This is a genomic window from Streptomyces sp. NPDC005728, assembly GCF_040630895.1.
GTDB lineage: Bacteria > Actinomycetota > Actinomycetes > Streptomycetales > Streptomycetaceae > Streptomyces.
In genome coordinates, this window is record NZ_JBEXYL010000057.1 from 1 (window position 1) to 18,729 (window position 18,729).

An 18,729-nucleotide genomic window follows, 5' to 3' on the forward strand; every position below is an offset into this window, starting at 1 on the left:
CACCACCAAAACTATGTGTTATTTTTTTTTGGGTTGTGTGTCCGGGTTGTGGGGCACCTGCCGCGCCGGGCCCCCCCCCCCGGCCGCCCCCCCCCCCGACTGCGGGTGACCTGGGCGAGGATCTCCTGGCCGGCTTCGGTCAGGTGCAGCACCTGGACCCGGTGGTCCTCCGCATCCAGGCGCCGCTCGATCAACCCCGCCCGCTCCAGCGCGGCCACCTGGCGGCTGACGGTGGACTTGTCCAGGGCGTAGTGCGCGGCCAGGTCGGTGGCGCGGCAGCCGCCGCACTCCTCCAGGTGCCCGAGCAGCGTGTAGGACACCAGCGACAGCTCGGGGTGCATGCGGCCCGCCGAGGCGCGGGCCCGGCGGGCGAAGATCGTCATCTCGCGCTGGATGGTCTCGACGGCCGTCTCCGCTGCTGTCACGGGAATACCTCCTCCGACGTTCTAGTTGTATAGTACAACTTGAAGTGAAAGTTGTATAAGCCAACTACTGGAGGTTCTCCGCGATGAGGTCACCGGCACTGCGCCATGTGCTCACGCACCTGATCACCCCGCTGCTGATGTGCCTGGGCATGGGGCTCGCGTACATGGGGGCCTTCGTGACCCCGGAGCCGAACCACCTGCCCGTGGCCGTCGTCGGCGCCGGGCCCACGGCAAAGGTGTTCGCCCAGACCGTCAAGGACACCGCGGGGGACAAGCTCGACGTACGCACCGTCGCCACTCGCGCCGACGCCGTGGACCTGCTGAAGTCCCGCGACGTCACCGGCGCGTATGTGCCGAGCGCCAAGGTGCCCGAACTGCTGGTGGCCACCGCCGCGTCCGACATGGGTGCGGTGGCCGTCGAGAAGGTCTTCACACCGGTCGCCGCCAAGGAGGGCGTCCCGCTGAAGGTCACCGACGTGGCCGCGCCGGTCGCCGACGACCCCACCGGACAGGGCCTGTTCTTCCTGCTGATCGCGCTCAGCATCGGCTCCTACGCCTCGGTCGCCGCCCTCGGCGCAGCGGGCGCCACGCTCCCGATGCGGATACGGGCGCTGCTCGCGCTCGGCGTCTCCGTCGTGGTCGGCGGCATCGGCACCCTGCTCGCCGGGCCGGTGTTCCACCTCGCGCACCACGGGCTCGTGAGCGTGTGGGGCATGGCTTGGCTCTACTCCGCGGGCATCCTCTTCATCGGTGTCGGCCTGCACACCTTCCTCAAGCGGTGGACCACGCTGACCATGATGGTGCTGTTCGTGATGCTGAACTTCACCAGCTCCGGCGGCCTGTTCAGGCCCGAGCTGCAGAACGGATTCTTCGGCACCCTGCACGCCTTCTGGAACGGTGCCGGCTTCGTCGAGGGCATCCGCAGCCGGCTGTACTTCGCCGACGACGGCCTCGCGCGCAACGTGGGGACGCTTCTCGTCTGGCTGGTCGTCGGCCTCGCCGTGACCGCGGTCGCGGCCGTGTACGAGCGGTCCCGGGGAACTGTGCAGACGACCGCCTTGCCCGAGCCCGCACCGAACGCGGAGCAGGCAAGGCAGATGGCGGAGCACCGGAACGCGGAAGAGGCCGAGGAAGAGGTCGAGGAGACGGTGGGCGTCTGAGCGGCCGGTTGGACGACCTGGGGTCCAAGCTCGCCGCCCACAAGGACGCGTTGCTGGTCCGCGACTTGCTGGAGAGCCCGCCGCTCCATGCGACTGCCGTACGATGCGACGTCGTGGCAATACAGACCCCCTGGGGAGCACCGTACGGCAGCCCGCCGCCTCCGTCGCCGAACATCCCGGCAAAGGACTTGCGGCCTCGGCGCATCTGGTACCTGGTAGCTGCGGTGCTGGGGCTCCTACTGGCTGGTGTCGGCACCGCCTTCATCGTGGTGACGGTGAAGAACACGGTGGACTCGATCGACACCGCCCGGAGCTTCTCCAGCGGCGACTCCCAGACGTTCAGCTTCGTCCAGGGGAAGACCAAGGCGATCTACGTCTCCCAGTCCGGGGAGGGCCGGGTCAACTGCTGGATCCCGGGGATGCAGCCGGGGTCGTTGACCCAGCCGGACAGCACCTTCCACATCAGCGTCGGGTCCCGCACCTGGGAGCGCGTCTTCGAGGTGAAGCCCGCCGGCAGCGGTGACTACACGCTCACTTGCACCTCAGAGCTGCCGGCCGAGTTCGCGCTGGGAGACAAGCCGCAGGTGGGGGCGACGATCGGCAGCATCGCCGCGGGGATCGGCTGCTTCCTCGCCGCGTTTGCCGCAACCGTCACCATCGTCGTCGTCACCGCCGTCCGCCGCAGCCGTCACCGTCGACGGCTCGCCGCCATGTGGGCCCCTCCGCCGCAGTGGGGCCCACCGCCCTACGGCCCCACCCCCGGACCTCCGCCCGGCCCGCTGTTCTAGGCCGTGCCCTGCATGGCTGTCGGTCGCTGTGGTTCGTCTCCGCCCACCTCCGGGCCCCAGCAGTCGGATCCACAGGTCGCGTGTACAGCCGTGCAGTTGAGCCGATCGGATTGTCAGTCCCCTCTGTCATCATCCCGCCATGCTGTACGACGCCTTGGTGGCCGAATCCCGTAGGAACGACTCGCTCGACGACGTGAGGTCCGCCGCGCTCGAACGCGTCCGCTGGCTCGTCGGCCTCCTGGAACGGCAGCGGACCGAGTTCCGGCGGTCCATGGGGCACGAGCACCGGGGATTCGAGGCGGCGGGCGCGGCGACGCAGGCCGAGATCGACGGGCGGCTCGCGGCCTGCGCGGACGAGGAGGGCAGGGCCGCGGTCCTGTGCCTGATGCTGGCCGCCTGCTTCGACGACACGAGTTTGTGGCAGTACGACGCCGAGATCGGGACCCTGATCTCGCGGGTGCGCGGCTGGACGCCCGACGAGGTCGCGGTGATGCTGCTCCGCGCCACCGAGTACGACATGGGTTTCTGGTTCGCCGATTCGCTGGGGACCGTGCTGAACGCCGCCGACCAGCTCGACGCCGACGGCCGCCGTGCGGTCGTGCCCTGGCTGCGGCACGCACACACGGAGCTCATGGGCACCACGGTCGAGGCGCGCCGGCGCGCGTCGCTCGTCCAGCGCCTCGGCTCGCTGCTCGCGAGCGGGGACGAGGCGCACATCCCCGAGGGACTGATCCCGGCCCACGCTCACTGGGCCACCCCGTTGAGCGACCACGCGAAGACCTCTCCGACGCCGGAACTCGCACGCCTCGTACGGCACTTGGCGAGTCTGTCGGGACCGCGTCCCGCGCAGAGGTGGCGGCGGACGTGCCTGGAACTCGCGGACGCGGCGTCGGCGCGGGACCTGGTGGCCGACGTCCTGCGAGCGCTGGCCGAGGACGATCCGCTGTGCAGCAGAGGAAGCGGCGCCCACACCGGCTGGCTCCACGGCGACTACCACTACCACTACGTCGTCCACCAGAACGACGGGGACCTGGCGCGCGGCGTCGTCTGGGCGGCCGCGCTGACCGGCGGCCCGGCGGCGGCGCAGCACCTCGGCGCGCTCGCTCTGCGGACCGGCGGCCCCGGAACCGGCGTGATCGAGGACCTCAAGCTCGCGGGCGCGGCGATCAACGCGCTGGCAGAGACCGGCGATCCGGCCTCTCTGGAGGCCCTGTGGCGGTTGCAGTCCCGGATCAAGCACCGGGCTCTGCGCAAGCAGCTCGACACCGCGCTGGTGACGGCGGCCGGGAAACAGGGCGTCACAGCGGAGCAGCTCATCGAGCGCAGTGTGCCGGACCACGGCCTGGCGCCGGACGGCTCGCTGGAACGGGATCTGGCCGGACACCGGATACGGGTGGCCGTCGAGGAAGCGGCGACCGTGCGGCTCACCTTCACACGCCTCGACGGGGGGACGTCCCGCACGGCTCCGACGGCACTGAAGGACGGTTTCCCGGACGAGCTGCAGGAGTTGAAGGTCCTGGCCAAGGAGGTGCGGGCGACACTGTCGGGTGAGCGGGCCCGGGTCGAGGCGCTGATGTCGGCCGGGCGCGAGTGGCCGTACGACGAGTGGTGTCGCCACTACCGCGACCATCCGGTCACCGGGACTCTCGTCCGCGGCCTGATCTGGGAGTTCCAGGACGCCGACGGCGAGTGGCGTGCGATGGCACCGATGGCTGAGCCTCCCGGCCGGCCCGAGCGCGTCCGGTTGTGGCATCCGATCCGGGCGTCGACGGACGACATCAGGGCGTGGCGGGAGCGGTTCATCGCCGAGCGGCTGCGGCAGCCTTTCAAACAGGCCTTCCGGGAGATCTACCTGCTCACTCCGGCGGAGGAGGAGACCAGCGGCTACTCCAACCGGTTCGCCGCCCACATCGTCCACTACCGGCAGCTCTACGCGCTGTTCAAGGAGCGCGGCTGGCAGGCCGACTTCCTCGGCCGGTACGACGGCGGCTACGCCGGGGTGGCGCGGGCCGAGTTCGGCGACGGTGAGTGGCGAGCCTGCTTCCACCACGAGCCTGCCGCGGACGACGGCGGCGGCTACGCGCCCGACTACGCCGCGACGGACCAGGTCCGCTTCGAGCGGCGAGAGGGCCGACGCTGGCGGGAAGTTCCGCCGTCGGAGGTGCCCCCGCTGGTGTTCAGCGAGGCGATGCGCGACGTGGACCTCTTCGTCGGCGTGACCTCGATCGCCGCCGATCCCGACTGGACCGATCGGGGTGAGAACCACTATGCCGGGTACTGGCGGACGGCCACGTTCGGTGCGCTGACGGCGAGCGCCGAGGTGCGCCGCGAGGCGCTCGAACGGATCCTGCCGCGCCTGAAGATCGCCGAACGGTGCACGCTCGACGGTCGCTTCCTGATCGTCCGTGGCGATCTGCGCACGTACAAGATCCATCTGGGGTCGGCCAACATCCTGATGGAACCGGACGACGCCTACCTGTGCATCGTCCCGTCGCGCGGCAGGGCTGACGGCAAGGTGTTCCTGCCGTTCGAGGACGAACGGCTGTCGCTGATCCTCAGCAAGGCAGTGCTGCTCGCCGCCGACACCGATATCACTGACGAGTCCATCCTCACGCAGATCAAGCGAGGTGCCTGATGGCCACTGTGAGGTTCCGGGACGAGACCGCGGCGGGCAAGCCGGTCACCGAATGGGAGGTCGCCGGGCTGCCGGATCGGATGACCGTACGGGATCTGATCAGACTACGGGTCCGCCAGGAGGTCGCCCGGCACAACGCCCGCCCGAGCGACCGCTTCCACGGTCTTGTCCGCCCCGACGACGCCGAGACGGAGCTGAACGGCTACCGACTCCGCGAGCCCCGCCGCATCGACTGGGAGCGCCAGGCCGAGATCGCCCAACGTGCCTTCCTGGCCAACGGATTCTTCGTGCTGGCCGGCGATCGCCAGGTCGAGGACCTCGACGACGTCGTGGATCTCACCGTCGATCCCCACCTGGTCTTCATCAAACTCGTGGCCCTCGTCGGCGGCTGAGGGACTGGTCACCGACGTTCTACTGCCAACCAGGTGTCTTCCGTGCCCCGGCCCGCGGCTGCCGGCATTCGAAACGTGACCGGTTGTCGTAAGATCACCATTTCCTTGATCATTAACGGCAACTCCCGGGGGAATCAGTGGACATGACCATACCGAGGGCAACGGCGGCCGTCATCGCGGTGGGAGCGGTCGTCGTCGGATGCGGCTCCGATACGCAGGCGGACCGGAGTTCGAAGGCTTCCGGCAAGGCCGAGTCGGCGACGGTGCAGAAGCTGGCAGCCGATCCGGGCATCCGCTACACCAAGGTCGTCGTGCCAGCGATGGAGGGCCTGGTATGCGATGAGGGTGACGGGGGCTTCCGGTTCGGCAGCGACCTGGACATGGGCGTCTATGGCGATGACGGGCTGAAGGAGATCGACGGCGGCAGTGATGTCGCGGGTGAAGTCTCCTGTTTCGGCAGCCCACGGATCATTCTCCGCAAGGGCACGCTGTCGGTGTCGGCGCCCACCTTCACCGCCAGGACAACGCTGTACGAGAAGGTCGCGGCCCCGACGGCATCACTTGACAAGATCTTCAACCATTCCATGCAGCTCAGTGAAGGCTACGGCCGCAACCTCATCGGAAAGCCCCAGGCCGTCACGAGCCGCACCCTGGCGACAAAGTGCCAGAAGAACGTCACCGACACCTTTCCTATGACCACCTGTTTCTGGGCGAACTACGGAGCGGTCGGCACCCTCGACTTCTTCCCCCCGGATGGGCAGTACGTGCCGATCGAGTCGGCCGCCGCACTGACGAAGGGCTTCGTCACGGGTGCACTTCGGAGCGTCGACGGTTCCTGACAGTCATCGTGGGGAGATCCGTCCACCAGCTCGTTTCGCCCGTCCGGAGACGGGGCCGCGGCCGGCGGGGCGGGAAGGCTGGTCCGCACTCTGCGCCCTCGGCGGAAGGCCTCGGCGTCTCTCTGCGGCATGAACCATGTCATCGCAGGCATCGCCGAGATCCGCAACAAACTCGGCACGGCCAAGGAAATCCACCGTCCAGGAATCCCAGGACGTGCCATGTACGTACGTGCCTAACGTGACTCGTGGCTTTGTGCGGCTTCTGCCGGTGCAGATGCTTGACAACCCTGGATGACGATGGCGGTGCAGGCGAAACGCACGAGTAGGAGCCCTCTCGAAGATCATTCGGGGACGCTCAGGAGCGATGCCGTGCCCGGCGAGATCATTGGGTGTCTGGAATGCGCGGCTACTCTTCGATCAGTACCTTGGCGTCCAGGCGTTTGACCTTGAGCGTGGCGACTCCGTGAGTCGCCGAGCGGGGAGTCGAGATGGCAGGCAAGCACACGGCGAAACTGCCGCGCAAGACGTACGAGGAGGAGCTGCTGCGCCTGCAGACCGAGTTGGTGAAACTGCAGGAGTGGGTGCGCTCCGAGGGTGCTCGGCTGGTGGTGATCTTCGAGGGCCGGGACGCGGCCGGCAAGGGCGGCACCATCCAGCGGGTCACGCAGTACCTCAACCCCCGCATCGCCCGGATCGTGGCGCTGCCCAAGCCCACCGAGCGCGAGCGCACCCAGTGGTACTTCCAGCGGTACGTCGAGCACCTGCCGGCCGCTGGGGAGATCGTGCTGCTCGACCGGTCCTGGTACAACCGGGCCGGTGTGGAGCACGTGATGGGCTTCTGTACCAAGGAGGAGTATCAGCTCTTCCTTCGTCAGTGCCCGATCTTCGAGCGGATGCTGGTGGAGGACGGGATCCTGCTGCGCAAGTACTGGTTCTCCGTCAGTGACACCGAGCAGCAGGAACGGTTCCGGCGCCGCTTGGAGGACCCTCTGCGCCGCTGGAAGCTGTCGCCGATGGACCTGGATTCGATCACTCGGTGGGAGACGTACTCCCGGGCCAAGGACGAGATGCTGGTGCACACCGATATCTCCGAGGCGCCCTGGTACATCGTGGAGAGCGACGACAAGCGCCGGGCCCGCCTGAACATGATCGCCCACCTTCTGAGCACCCTGCCCTACCGTGACGTGCCGCCTCCGGTGCTTGAGCTTCCGCCGCGGCCTCCAGCGACCGGTTACGAGCGTCCACCGCGCGACCTGCAGACCTACGTCCCCGATCACGCGTCGAGCCTCTGAGCCCCGAGCCGCGTCCGTTGCAGTAGCAGGTGATGTCTGCCGGGCTGTCCCGTGCCATCAAAACCTGAGCGTGTGTCATTGAAGGTCGAGCGGACCCTCCTGGTGGTCATGGCTGTTGTGCTGTGTCGAGAAGCGGGCTCAGGCTCCGGAGAACCCGTGCCTCGCCATTCGTGGCCGGGCAGTGGTCCTCGGTGTGGACCACGGACAGGGCGCTGTACGACCGAGCCGGGTGGGCACCGACCCGCCGGGGCCGTGAGCCCCGGCGGGTTCCCGCTCATTTTTCGTTGAAGACGATCTCCCTGGCTGGGCGGGTCATCTTCACGGTGTTGTCGGCGGTGACCTCGACGATGTGGTGCAGACCTCTGTAGAGCGTCTCGGAGTCCGGGAGGAGGCGGTACTCGTCGTCCGTGGCCCCGGCCAGGAAAGCGCGGAAGCAGGCCAGTGACGACTCGGTACCCATGAAGTCCAGGTAGTCCTTCAGGCGGCGGAACAGCTTCGGCAGGATCACCGCGCCGGTCCTGTCGTCCGTGAGTGAGGTCATTCCGGTGACCTTCGCCCCGTCGAGGGTCCTGTCGGGCTTCCACACGCCCTTCGCGGACGCCCTCGCCTTCTCCGAGGCGTCGGTGAGCAGCTCGCGCAGGTATACCGGCAGGCCCGAGTAGAAGGTCGGGTAGGCCAGGCCGAGCAGGAGTAGGCGGTGGTTGGCGGTCCGCTTCAGTAGGTCGTCGTCGACGCCGGTCCAGTAGCCGCTGTACACGGGCGGGGTGCCCTTGCCGACGAAGGCCACGCAGCGGCCGAAGACGTCGGCGCCCCGGGTGAGGATCCAGCCGGGAACGGCGTCCGGCGTGGTGGCGACGGTCTCGTCGTCGTCCCGGAGGACGGTGTCGAAGCCGAGGAACTTCAGCAGCTCGTCCGCGGCCTCGTGGGCGAGGCCCCGCGGCTGGTGCTCCACGTGCGGCTTCTCGCCGTAGTGGGTCTCCAGGGCGTCGATCCCTTCGAGCCGGATGCTCGCGCGGCCGTCGGCCTTGGGCACGATCTGCCCGTCCCCGGGCACGAGCTTCCAGTCGGCCACGTTGTCCGGGATGAACGGGAGGGTGTCGCCATCCGGTTTGGAGCCCCCCTCCACTTTGAACTTTCCTCTGATCAGCAGCATGGGCATGGCGACTCCCCTCACGGTGTCACTGTGAGTGCCTATTGATTACGCAGAGTACACATTCGGTCGGTTGTCGAGGTCATTCCGCGCCCGTCGAGCCGGGGAGTATCAGCAGCAGGGCCAGGTCGCCGGGGGACCGCCATCCGTGAGGCCGCCAGATTCACCGGACCGCCGCGGCCGGGCCACCTGGATCCCTCGCCAGTACGGGCAACGGCGACTTCTGCGCGGCCAGGGTGTTCGCGGCCCGTCGCAGAGACTCGCTCGGGCCGGCCCCGCCCGACTCGGCACGACCCGGCGGTGGGCCGGATGCCGAACTGCCCGGACTCGCCGAGCGAGAACAACCGGTCCGGGAAGGGGGCCAGGACCTGCTCGATGCGGTCGGACTTGGGTCGCGCTCGGGATCGGGGGAGTCCTTCCACGACTTGGTGCGCTGGAAGGTGAGGCCGCGAGGGGAAAATGGACCCGCAATGCCTCGCGGCCGATCCGGACAAAGCGGCCGTGCAATTTCCGCAGGTAGGCGGCGGTTTTGCGGACGGACCAGTGAGTGAACGGCCGGCCGAGCCCGGTCGGGGGGAAGGTGGCCGCTTGGATGGCCAAGTCCTCGCCGTCAGGCTGAGCAGGCGGGGGCGGCCTCCCGCCCACTGAGGGTCCGGGCAGGCGAGCCCGATCTCATCGAACCGGTGGATCACATCCCCGACGGTGTCCTCAGCGGCCTGCACCAGCTGGGCGATCACCGGCACTCGGTTGCCGCCGGCCGAAGCGAGCAGCATCATCGCGCGCCAGTACCGCACCAAGCTGGTGCGGCCCTGGCGCACGCATGGAACGGGGAGCAGGGGCGCGCACTTCGGCCATGAACGCAGTCCCTCCCGTGCGCAGCTCACCGGCCGGCCTGACCGATCGTCACCACTCGTGCCCACTCCGGCGGAGAATCCGGCCGGTACTCGGGATTGTTCTCGTTCACGCGCCGCCCCGGCCCTTGCCGGGGGAACAGGCCCACCACCGTCCGGCACGGCGGCCGCGTCTTGGGCCAGGGCGTCTGTCCGTCCGTCAGGACCACGACGACATCGGGCCCAGGCCGCGCCCGCAGTGCCCGGGCGAAGCCCGTCCGCAGATCCGTTCCGCCGCCGCCCACCAGCTCGATCCCCTCGGCCCGGCACAGCGGCTGCACGGTCTGGGCCGCCGCGTCGCACGACACCACGGTGACCAGATCACGACGGCCGCCCACGGCACGGGAGATCGCGGCGACCTCCAGGAGCGCACTGCCCAGTTCGGCGTCGCTGACCGACCCGGAGGTGTCCACGACCACCGAGACCCGAGGGGGCCTGCGCCGCAGACTCGGCAGGATCGCACCCGGCACCCCCGCCGAACGCCGCGCCGGCCTGCCGTAGCTGTAGTCGTCGCCCGAGCCCGCGCCCGAGGCCGCCGAGCGGACCGCTGCACCCAGCAACTCCCGCCAGGGCTGTGACGGATGGAACACCTCCTCCGCCCACCGCTGCCAGCCCTGGGGGGCGCTCCCCGGCCGGCCGGTGATGCCCTGCGCCACCCGGAAGCGCACCGCGTCCCGCTCCTGCTCGCTGAGCCCATGGGCGCCGTCCGGCCCCAGGTCCCACTCCCGGTCCAGCCCGTCGGCGCCGCTGCCGCAGTCCAGCCAGGCCAGCGCCTGCAGCCGCGGACCGAGCCGGAACTGCCGCAGGTAGTCCTCCATCAACTCGCCCTCGGGCAGCCCGAGATCCTTGGGCCGCACGGCTCCTTCGGGCTGCACCAGCCCGTCACCGTACACGTCGTCGTTGATCTCGAGGTCCGCCGCGATGTTCATCCGCAGCCGTTCCCCGAGGCCCGTCAGCCCGCGCTCCCGGGCGACCCGGTCGCTGCGTCCGTGGTGGTCGCGCAGCAGGTGTGCCACCTCGTGCACCCAGACACCGGCCAGGTCCTCCACGGGCGTCCGGTCCACGAAACCCGGTGAGACGTAACACCGCCAGTGCCGGTCGACGGCCATCGTCGGCACCTGCCGCGACTCCACCGTGTGCAGGGCGAACAGGGCCGTCGCCAAGTAGGGCCGCGCCCGCGCCGCGTGCAGCCGGGCGGCGAAGAGCTTGCCGAGGTCCAGCGCCCCCGGTACATCGGCCGTCATCGGCGGGGCCCGGTCGCGGCGGCGGCCCGCCGGCCGGCTTCGTCGGCACGCCGGGACAAGGACACCACGCCGGCGAGCCGCTCGATCGCCGCCGGTACGTCCCAGTCCTCCCGGCGCAGGGAGGCCAGGGTGCTCGCCGGAACGACCACCACGTCCGGGGCCCCGCTCTCCATCGCGCGGACCAGCAGCGTCCACGCCGCGTCCCAGCGGTCCCGCTCCGGCAGCTTGCGGACCGCGTCCACCACACCGTCCAGAACCGCCTGCCGCAGATCCCCGCGCTCGGGCAGCACAGCACCCCCGGGGTCGGCCAACACCGCCTCGGGATCCGGCAGCTCCATCCGGTCCAGGCTCGCCAGCAGTTCGAGGCCAGGTCCGTCCCCCACCGTCCCTCGGACCAGCAGGGACAGCACCTCGCGGGAGGAGCCGGCGGCGGTCGCGAACGCGATCAGATGCAGGGTCATCTCCCAGCTGCGGGGCGACGGCCAGGCACCGCCCCGGCGGGTCTCACCGTTGGGCAGCCGGTGCACTAGCCCCGGACGCGCGGTGAGGAAACCGCACACCGCACGCCGCGCGAAGTCCACGGCCCCGGACAGTGTCCCCGCATCGAGCCGGGGCAGGGTGGCCCGTGGCCAGGTTCCGCCCAGGCCGCGTACGACGACGTCGTGGTCGTGCGTCCATTGGAGGTGCACGAACCGGTTGGCGAGGGGCGGGCTCAGTTCCCAGCCGTCCGCAGCGGAGGACCGCGGATTGGCGGCGGCCACGATCCGCACGCCGGGCGGTAGCTGCAGCGCGCCGATCCGCCGCTCCAGCACCAGCCGGAGCAGGGCCGCCTGGACGGCCGGGGGAGCGGTGGACAGCTCGTCCAGGAACAGCAGTCCGCGCCCGGCCCGGACCAGCCGCACCGCCCAGTCCGGCGGGGCCATCGGCACCCCCTGTTCCGCGGGATCGTCCCCTACGACGGGCAGCCCCGAGAAGTCGGACGGCTCGTGGACGCTCGCGATCACGGTGGTCAGCGGCAGGTCGAGGGCCGTCGCCAACTGCGTCAGCGCCGCCGTCTTGCCGATGCCCGGCTCCCCCCACAGGAGCACCGGGAGATCGGCGGCCACGGCCAGGGTCAGTGCCTCCAGCTGGATGTCGGTGCGAGGTTCGGTGCTCGCGTCCCGTAGCAGGGCCAACAGGTCCGCGGCTACGTCGAGTTGACGAGTGTCAGAGGGGGCATCGGGCGCGACAGAGGGAGCGTATGCAGACATATGTGATCACCTGAGGGTGTGAAGTCGCCAGGAGGCGAAGCAGGAGCAGAGGGGGCCGAGGAAGGAGCAGAGGTGGGGAGGTGGAGCTGGGACGAGAAGCGGGATCAGTGGAGGAAGGTCGCGTGGCGCGGACGGCGGCGGTGGTGCCGGGTGGTGCGCCGATTCGGGTCGGGAGGGGTGCGGCCGGGGCCGATGAGACCGGCCCGGTAGAGCCCGTACGTGATCTTCCGCGCCGCGGCCGCCTCCAACGCGTCCCGCAGGGAACCGTCACGCAGCAGCGCCTCGCGACCCAGCAGGCCCTCGACCACCGCCAGCGCGCCCGCGGTGTCGCCGTGGTCCAGTCGCTCGCGGACACCCGTGAGGCAGTCCGGACGCCGGTGCGCCTCGTCGATGGCCTGGAGACAGGGGAGCGGCGGTCCGCCGAGCGCGACCAGCAGTTCCTCCCGCCGGATCTCCTCCGGGCCGTGGTCCAGCGGGACCAGGACGCCATCGACCAGGCCGATCCGGTGCCGGGCTCCCCGGCACTCCACGAGGCGTGATCCATCCGCCGGGCCGGGACGGCGGAGCGGACCGGCCGGCGCGTGATCCGGTACGAGTGCGGACGCGACCAGCGGATGCAGCCGGTCGGGCGCGAGCAGACCGGCCCGCAGCAGCTCCAGGTCGGGCAGGACCCGGGTCGCCGCATCCGGCAGGACCGGCAGCGCGGGTACACCGCCCTCCGGCAGGGACTCCGCGACCCGCAGGGCGGGCACTGCCCCGCCGTCGCCGGGGGCGACCAGGTCCAGCACCAGACGGCGCCGCCCGCCGAGTCGCACCACGAAGGTGCCGGCGGACCGCCCCTCGGCGCCGAGCAGGAGGCCGGCCTCGGCCGCCCACCGGTCGACGGCACAGCCGAGTCCCGGCGGTGCCAGGTCCGGCGGCTCCGGGTCCGGCGCCGGCCGGTCGGCCCCGGACCGCACCCCCAGCTCACCGGCCCTGCGCGCATCCCACAGGTGCCGGTGCAGATCGAGCCGGTAGCGCCGGCTGGGGCGCGGGTGCGGATGCCGGGCGGCGGTGTCCGAGCGGGACCCGTCCCACAGGGCGAGGCTGATCCGCTGGCCGGCGTCCGCCCAGGCCGGCGGAGTCCGGGCCACCAGATGCACCGGGCGGTCCCGGGCGCACCCCTCGCCGTCGTACCGGGCCAGAGTGAGGGTCAGCCCCGGGCGCAGCAGCCCGTCGGGCGCGATCCTCGGCAGGTGCCAGCGCAGCAGGTCGGGAGCGAGATGGCGGAGGTCGGCGCGGACCCGGGCCGCGAGGTCACGGCCGTGGGTGCGGGCGACATACCGCAGATCGAGGTCGACGTCGACACCGGCGGCGGCGCACGCCCCCGCCCAGTCCCCGGCACGGCGGCGGACGGTCGCGGTCTCGATCATGGACGGCGGCACGGCGAACTCGCGCACGCGCAGCCACAAGGAGTGTCGGGTGTTCCCGTACGCGGTCTGAGTGAGCATCAGCACTCACCTTGCGCGGACGGGTCCCCCAATCTGTCAGCAGAGTGAGTCGTCATCGCGGCGATCGTAACGGGCACCCGCCCGGCCGCGCCAGGGAGATTCCCCGAACCGGGCGCGGACGACGGCGGATCCGGGACCCTGGGGTATCGTGGCCGTCCGGTCGCGGACGGTTCGCGGCCCCAGACCGCCGAGGAGGTGAGACCCATTACCGCTGTGTCAGCTGGGGTGCTCACTCCTTGCGACAGCTGTGTGTGACGGATGTCTGTGACGGATATCCGTGACAGTTGTCCGTGACAGCGCGGAAACCGGCACCGGTGACCGCGCGAGCGCCCTTCGGCTCCAGAACCCCGAAAGGCCCTCGGCTTCCATGCCCTCTCCTTCCCCTCTCTCCCGTTCCGCCGTCGTCTCCGCGCTGCGCGCCGCAGGGTGCGTCTTCGCCGAGGACGAGGCGGAGTTGCTCCTGGCCACCGCCCGCACCCCCGGTGAACTGACCGCCATGGTGGACCGGCGCAGCGCTGGGCTCCCGCTCGAACACGTCCTCGGCTGGGCCGAGTTCCACGGCCTGCGCATCGCCGTGGAACCGGGTGTCTTCGTACCCCGCCGCCGTACCGAGTACCTGGTCGACCAGGCCCTGGTGCAGGCCCCGGACGCACGGATCGTCGTCGACCTGTGCTGCGGCTCCGGTGCGCTCGGGGCGGCGCTGGCCGCCGCGCTCGGCGACATCGAGGTGTACGCCGCCGACATCGACCCGACAGCCGTGCGCTGCGCCGAACGCAATCTCACGCCGTACGGCGGCCGGGCCCACGTCGGCGACCTGTTCGACGCCCTGCCTGGCGGCGTGCGGGGTCGCGTCGGCATCCTCACCGCCAACGTGCCCTACGTCCCCAGCGCCGAGGTGGCGCTCCTCCCGGCGGAGGCCCGCGACCACGAGCCGCCGGCCGCCCTCGACGGCGGCACGGACGGCCTCGACTTGCTGCGCCGGGTCGTCGCCGAGGCCCCCGCGTGGCTCGCGCCCGGCGGCTGCCTCCTGACCGAGACCAGCGAACGCCAGGCCCCTGCGGCCCTGGCGGCCTTCACCGACGCCGGCCTGACGGCCCGTCTGGCGGTGTCGGAGGAGGCGTACGCGCATGTGGTGATCGGCGTACGGGAGCAGTGACCTACAGCAGCTCCTGAGCCCGGGCGATGAGCAGGGCCACGTCATCGTGGTTGTCGGGGTGGTGCAGCGTCCGCAGGAGCAGGTCGCAGGCCTCCTCCAGGGGGCGGGCGGGGTCGTCGAGCAAGGACAGCAGGAAGTCCAGGCGCTCGTCCAGCGAGTGGCAGCGGGTCTCCACCAGCCCGTCGGTGTAGAACACCAGCTCGTCGCCCGGCTCGAAGTCGACCGTCACGGTGGAGAACTCGACCCCGCCCACGCCCAGCGGCACCCCCGTGGGCAGGTCGAGCAGCTCCGGCGGCCGGCCCGGGCGGACCCGGGCCGGGGGCAGGTGGCCGGCGTTGGCGATCCGGCACTGGCGCAGATGGGGGTCGTGGACCGCGTACACGCAGGTGGCGATGGAGTGGTCCAGGGCCGAGGTCGTCTTGTCCAGGTGTTCCAGCAGCAGCGCCGGGTCGAGGCCGAGCGAGGCCAGCGTGGTGGTCGCGGTGCGCAGCCGGCCCATCGTGGCGGCCGCGCTGATGCCGCTGCCCATCACGTCGCCGACCACCAGCGCCGTCCGGCCGCCGTCCAGCGGGATGACGTCGAACCAGTCGCCGCCGACCTCGCTGGTGGCGCCCGCCGGCTGGTACCGGGAGGCCACCTCCAGGCCGGTGGTCACCGGCGGATGACTGGGCAGCAGGCTGCGCTGGAGGGTGAGCGCGGTGTTGCGGGCGTTCTGGTACCAACGGGCGTTGTCGATCTGCACGGCCGCGCGGGCCGCCAGCTCCCGGGCCAGCAGAACGTCGTCCTCGTCGAAGGGCGCCGGATTGCGGGTGCGTTTGAGGTCGAGGGCGCCCAGGACCTCGCCGCGCGCGATCAGCGGCACCGCCAGATACGAGTGCAGACCCGCCCGGCCCAGCAGTACGGCCGCCTCGGGTGAGCGGGCGATGCGCGGCAGGTCCTCGTCCTTCACCTGCCGCACCAGCACCGACTCACCCGTGCGCACGCACTCGGTGACCAGGCGGTCGGGCGCGTACCGGGCGATCTGGCCGGGCGGGTCGGCTGCCCGGACGGCGTCCGACTCCTGCTCGGCGCGCAGCGCCAGGGCCCGGATCACCGCGGCCTCCGAGGGGCCGAGCGTGCTGGGCCGGCCCTCCACGACCGCGTCCAGCAGGTCCACGGCGGCCACGTCGGCCAGCTCGGGCACGGCGACCTCGGCCAGCTCGCACGCGGTGCGGTCCAGTTCCAGCGTCGTACCGATCCGGGCGGAGGCGTCGGCGATGACCGCGAGCCGGCGCCGCGCGGCCTCCGCTTCCACGGAGGCCCGGTGCTGCTCGGTGATGTCGGCCAGTGACACCGCCACGCCGAGAACGTTGTCCATCGCGTCCTCGAGACGGTACAGCGACAGCGACCACGTGTGGTCCTCGTCCGGATCGGCGGGCGTCCGGCCCACGACGGAGTCGTCGATCAGCGGGGCGCCGGTGTCGAGGACCCGGCGGGTCGCACCCTCCAGGGCGTCCGGGCTCAGGAGCGGCAGCACCTCGCGGAGCGTGCGCCCCACGTGCTGCGCGGCCGGGAGCCCGTTGATCCTCTCCAGCGCCGGGTTCACCGAGGCGAACCGCAGCTCGGTGTCGAGGACGGCGAGCCCGATCGGCGACTGCTGCACCATCCGCTCGGACAGCGCCACGTCCTGCTCCAGCCGCCGTACGGTCGACTGGTCGGCGGCGAGCCCCAGCGCGTACACGTCGCCCTGGTCGTCGAGCAGCCGCATGTTGCGGAACTCCACCAGCCGGGTGCTGCCGTCCTTGTGGAGGACCGGGAAGCCGCCGGCCCAGCTCTGGCCGGTCCGCATGACATCGGCGAACAGCTTGCCGACGAGTTCGATGTGCCGCTCGTGCACCATCAGCCGGGCCGCGTACTCGCCCAGTGCCTCCTGCGCGGTGTACCCGAACAGCTCCTCGGCCTGGGGGCTCCACAGCACGATGCGGCCCTCGGTGTCCAGGACCACCGATGCGACGCCCAGCACGTCGAGCAGCCCGCCCGGGCGCACCGGCCCGCGCGCGGGCTCGCCGCTCTCGGTCACCGGAGCCTCGGCTGCACTCATGCCACGCACCGCCTTCGCCCGTCCGTCCGGCACGCCGTCGCCCGTGCCGACTCCCCATGTTCTACCGCGCTCACACCCGTCTCTCCGACGCCGTCGCCGACTTTCTCCACCATCTCTCAACACAGCGGCGGACGTCCGCCGAAGTCACCGGGCCGGCCGCATCCGCGGTGCGGCTGCCTCCCGCGGTGAATGACCTGCCCGAACGCGCAGGGCCGTACCCGGGGCCGGGAAGTTCACGCTCATGTTGCCCTATTGGTCTGTACATGACTACGCGACGCGGCCAGACTGTCCGCCGACCGAGTGTCCCCACCCCCCCCGTCCCAGGAGTCGGCCATGCCCGCGTCCCCGTCCGTCCGGCAACGTTGTCACACCGTCCTCGCCGGATTCGTCACCCTGGCCACCGCCGCTGTCGTGTCCCTCGCCGCATCCGCTCCGGCCTTCGCCGCCGACACCTGGACCGAGACCGGCTCCGACCGCGCCGACCCGCTGACCGAGAGCCAGGGTCTGACCTCGGTGGAGATCCCGGCGAACAGCCCGAACCGGTACACCGGCATCGGCACCATCCCGCTCGGCGTCTCCAGCCGCGGCTGGAACCACGTCGGCGACCCCGACGCCTCGTACAACGGCTACTACATCGAGCCGTACCAGCAGGACTCCGGCAACTCCAAGATGTTTCGCGTGCAGGCGCCGGGTGGCGCCTGGTCGGAGTACGTGCACACGCTCAGCCCCGGCGAGGCCCTGAACAACTCCTGGGACGCGATCTCGCCCGACGGCCAGTGGATGCTCGCGGGCGAGTGGGGCACGATGAACCGCCTGCTGGTCTTCCCGACACCGGGCGCGAACGCCGGCACCTCGCCGTCGGCGAACCTCCCGCAGGCCTCCACGGTCCACCTCGACCACGCCGTGCGCGACGTCCAGGGCTGCGACTTCTCCGGCCCGACGACCCTGCTGTGCTCCTCGGACGACCCCGACGGCTCCCTCTTCGGCATGACCAAGCCGCTGCTCCAGATCGACCTGTCGGCGGCCCCCGGCTCGGCGGACGTCTCCGGCCATGTCACGGCCCTGCGTCAGCTGCCGCTGCGCAGCTCCTGCTCGGGCACCTTCGAGACGGAGGGCATCGACTACGACCGCCGGACCGGCGTCCTGCGCGTGATCGTCATATCGCCGGGCTTCTGCGTGCTCACGGACAGCAAGACGTACAAGTTCTCGCGCAGCTGAGCTTCTGCCGCCTCCGGCGCGGGCGACAGGTGGTGCGTTCCCGGAAAGTGGTGGTTTTCTGGGGAGGTGGCGCGGTTCGCGGGGAACCCGTGGGCTCGCGCCACCGTCACGAGAGGAGCGATCACGATGGACCGTGAGCGACTGCACGAGGAGTCCGTCTCCCTCGAGATCAGCGGATGCAGCAAGGAAGACGCCCGGATCGTGTTCGACGCGCTGTGCGAGTGCTTCGAGTCCGACCGGTCCGCCGAGGACGTGCCGCAGCAGCTCCACGAGACCCGCCCGATGGTGTGGCTCGGCACGTTCGAAGTCACCGACACTCACGCCTGCAAGCCACCCGCCCGGCTCGCGTCCAGCGTCGAGGCCGACGCGCAGGGCAGCTACTGGGCGATCAACCGGCTCCACAGGACGCTGGACTCCCTGTTCGCGGTGCGCAACCTCTCCTCGGCCTCCGGGGACCAGGAGAGGGAACTGCACGTCCTGCTCGAAAGCCGGTGACGCCGGCCCGGCTGCAGCGCCCCGGTCGTCTGCGCTTGAGTGCGGGCCGGGGCGTACTGTGCCTCGCCGTCGTGCCCCGACAGGGCCTGGAAGGGGTCCTGCGTTTCGCCGGCAGTGTACATACTGGTAGTTACAGAGTGATCGGGTTCACCTCGATGCAGTTATGCAACTTGTTGCACAATCGGGTCGGCGTCCTCTACAACAGAGGCGACGACACCGCGCACG

At 70.8% G+C, this 18,729-nt stretch carries 15 protein-coding genes and 1 pseudogene; 9 read left to right on the forward strand and 7 right to left on the reverse strand.

The window, feature by feature from the left end:
- Nucleotides 1-11 precede the first annotated feature (11 nt).
- Nucleotides 12-425, reverse strand: coding sequence for a MarR family winged helix-turn-helix transcriptional regulator (locus ABZ471_RS30845; RefSeq protein ID WP_359070962.1), 414 nt, complete (start codon nucleotides 423-425; stop codon nucleotides 12-14).
- Between the two features lie 83 nt (nucleotides 426-508).
- Between ABZ471_RS30845 and ABZ471_RS30850 the strand changes: the two genes are divergently transcribed.
- The 6 genes from ABZ471_RS30850 to ppk2 all read left to right on the forward strand — a co-directional run bounded on the left by ABZ471_RS30850 (nucleotide 509) and on the right by ppk2 (nucleotide 7,531).
- Nucleotides 509-1,585 carry a hypothetical protein gene (locus ABZ471_RS30850; protein ID WP_359070964.1) on the forward strand — a complete coding sequence of 359 codons (1,077 nt, stop codon included), beginning with the start codon at nucleotides 509-511 and terminating at the stop codon, nucleotides 1,583-1,585.
- A 113-nt stretch (nucleotides 1,586-1,698) separates the two neighbouring features.
- The gene (locus tag ABZ471_RS30855; protein ID WP_359070966.1) at nucleotides 1,699-2,373 is read left to right on the forward strand and encodes a serine/arginine repetitive matrix protein 2; all 675 of its coding nucleotides are present in this window, start codon (nucleotides 1,699-1,701) and stop codon (nucleotides 2,371-2,373) included.
- A 139-nt stretch (nucleotides 2,374-2,512) separates the two neighbouring features.
- Nucleotides 2,513-5,008, forward strand: a complete 2,496-nt coding sequence (locus tag ABZ471_RS30860; RefSeq protein ID WP_359070968.1) for a DUF4132 domain-containing protein — start codon at nucleotides 2,513-2,515, stop codon at nucleotides 5,006-5,008.
- Nucleotides 5,008-5,400: a hypothetical protein gene (locus tag ABZ471_RS30865; protein ID WP_359070969.1), complete on the forward strand. Its 393-nt coding sequence runs from the start codon at nucleotides 5,008-5,010 to the stop codon at nucleotides 5,398-5,400. The genes ABZ471_RS30860 and ABZ471_RS30865 overlap by 1 nt, the downstream gene beginning before the upstream one ends.
- A 137-nt stretch (nucleotides 5,401-5,537) precedes the next feature.
- On the forward strand, nucleotides 5,538-6,239 hold the full coding sequence (locus tag ABZ471_RS30870; RefSeq protein ID WP_359070970.1) for a hypothetical protein: 702 nt from the start codon (nucleotides 5,538-5,540) through the stop codon (nucleotides 6,237-6,239).
- Between the two features lie 488 nt (nucleotides 6,240-6,727).
- Nucleotides 6,728-7,531, forward strand: a complete 804-nt coding sequence (gene ppk2 / locus ABZ471_RS30875) for a polyphosphate kinase 2 (RefSeq protein ID WP_359070972.1) — start codon at nucleotides 6,728-6,730, stop codon at nucleotides 7,529-7,531.
- Nucleotides 7,532-7,805: 274 nt separating this feature from the next.
- Here the strand turns inward: ppk2 and ABZ471_RS30880 are convergent, their stop codons facing one another.
- From ABZ471_RS30880 to ABZ471_RS30900, 5 genes and pseudogenes are all read right to left on the reverse strand, one after another.
- Entirely contained in the window at nucleotides 7,806-8,690 is an 885-nt protein-coding gene (locus ABZ471_RS30880) for a nuclease (protein WP_359070974.1), read from the reverse strand.
- A gap of 239 nt (nucleotides 8,691-8,929) precedes the next feature.
- A pseudogene (locus ABZ471_RS30885) lies at nucleotides 8,930-9,499 on the reverse strand (helix-turn-helix domain-containing protein); the annotation flags it as partial.
- 62 nt (nucleotides 9,500-9,561) lie between these two features.
- Nucleotides 9,562-10,815, reverse strand: a complete 1,254-nt coding sequence (locus ABZ471_RS30890; RefSeq protein WP_359070975.1) for a VWA-like domain-containing protein — start codon at nucleotides 10,813-10,815, stop codon at nucleotides 9,562-9,564.
- On the reverse strand, nucleotides 10,812-12,065 hold the full coding sequence (locus ABZ471_RS30895) for a MoxR family ATPase (RefSeq protein ID WP_359070976.1): 1,254 nt from the start codon (nucleotides 12,063-12,065) through the stop codon (nucleotides 10,812-10,814). The genes ABZ471_RS30890 and ABZ471_RS30895 overlap by 4 nt, the downstream gene beginning before the upstream one ends.
- Before the next feature lie 104 nt (nucleotides 12,066-12,169).
- Complete coding sequence (locus ABZ471_RS30900) at nucleotides 12,170-13,555, reverse strand: hypothetical protein (protein WP_359070978.1); 1,386 nt, start codon at nucleotides 13,553-13,555, stop codon at nucleotides 12,170-12,172.
- A 367-nt stretch (nucleotides 13,556-13,922) separates the two neighbouring features.
- On the opposite strand from ABZ471_RS30900, the gene ABZ471_RS30905 reads away from it, so the two are divergent.
- Nucleotides 13,923-14,711, forward strand: a complete 789-nt coding sequence (locus tag ABZ471_RS30905) for a putative protein N(5)-glutamine methyltransferase (RefSeq protein ID WP_359070980.1) — start codon at nucleotides 13,923-13,925, stop codon at nucleotides 14,709-14,711.
- A gap of 1 nt (nucleotide 14,712) precedes the next feature.
- On the opposite strand, the gene ABZ471_RS30910 is transcribed toward ABZ471_RS30905, so the two are convergent.
- Nucleotides 14,713-16,791: a SpoIIE family protein phosphatase gene (locus ABZ471_RS30910; RefSeq protein WP_359070982.1), complete on the reverse strand. Its 2,079-nt coding sequence runs from the start codon at nucleotides 16,789-16,791 to the stop codon at nucleotides 14,713-14,715.
- 333 nt (nucleotides 16,792-17,124) lie between these two features.
- Here ABZ471_RS30910 and ABZ471_RS30915 point away from each other — a divergent pair, with 333 nt between their 5' ends.
- Together ABZ471_RS30915 and ABZ471_RS30920 are read left to right on the forward strand one after the other, a co-directional pair.
- Nucleotides 17,125-18,009: a hypothetical protein gene (locus ABZ471_RS30915; protein WP_359070984.1), complete on the forward strand. Its 885-nt coding sequence runs from the start codon at nucleotides 17,125-17,127 to the stop codon at nucleotides 18,007-18,009.
- Nucleotides 18,010-18,135: 126 nt separating this feature from the next.
- The gene (locus ABZ471_RS30920) at nucleotides 18,136-18,504 is read left to right on the forward strand and encodes a hypothetical protein (protein ID WP_359070985.1); all 369 of its coding nucleotides are present in this window, start codon (nucleotides 18,136-18,138) and stop codon (nucleotides 18,502-18,504) included.
- Nucleotides 18,505-18,729: the final 225 nt, after the last annotated feature.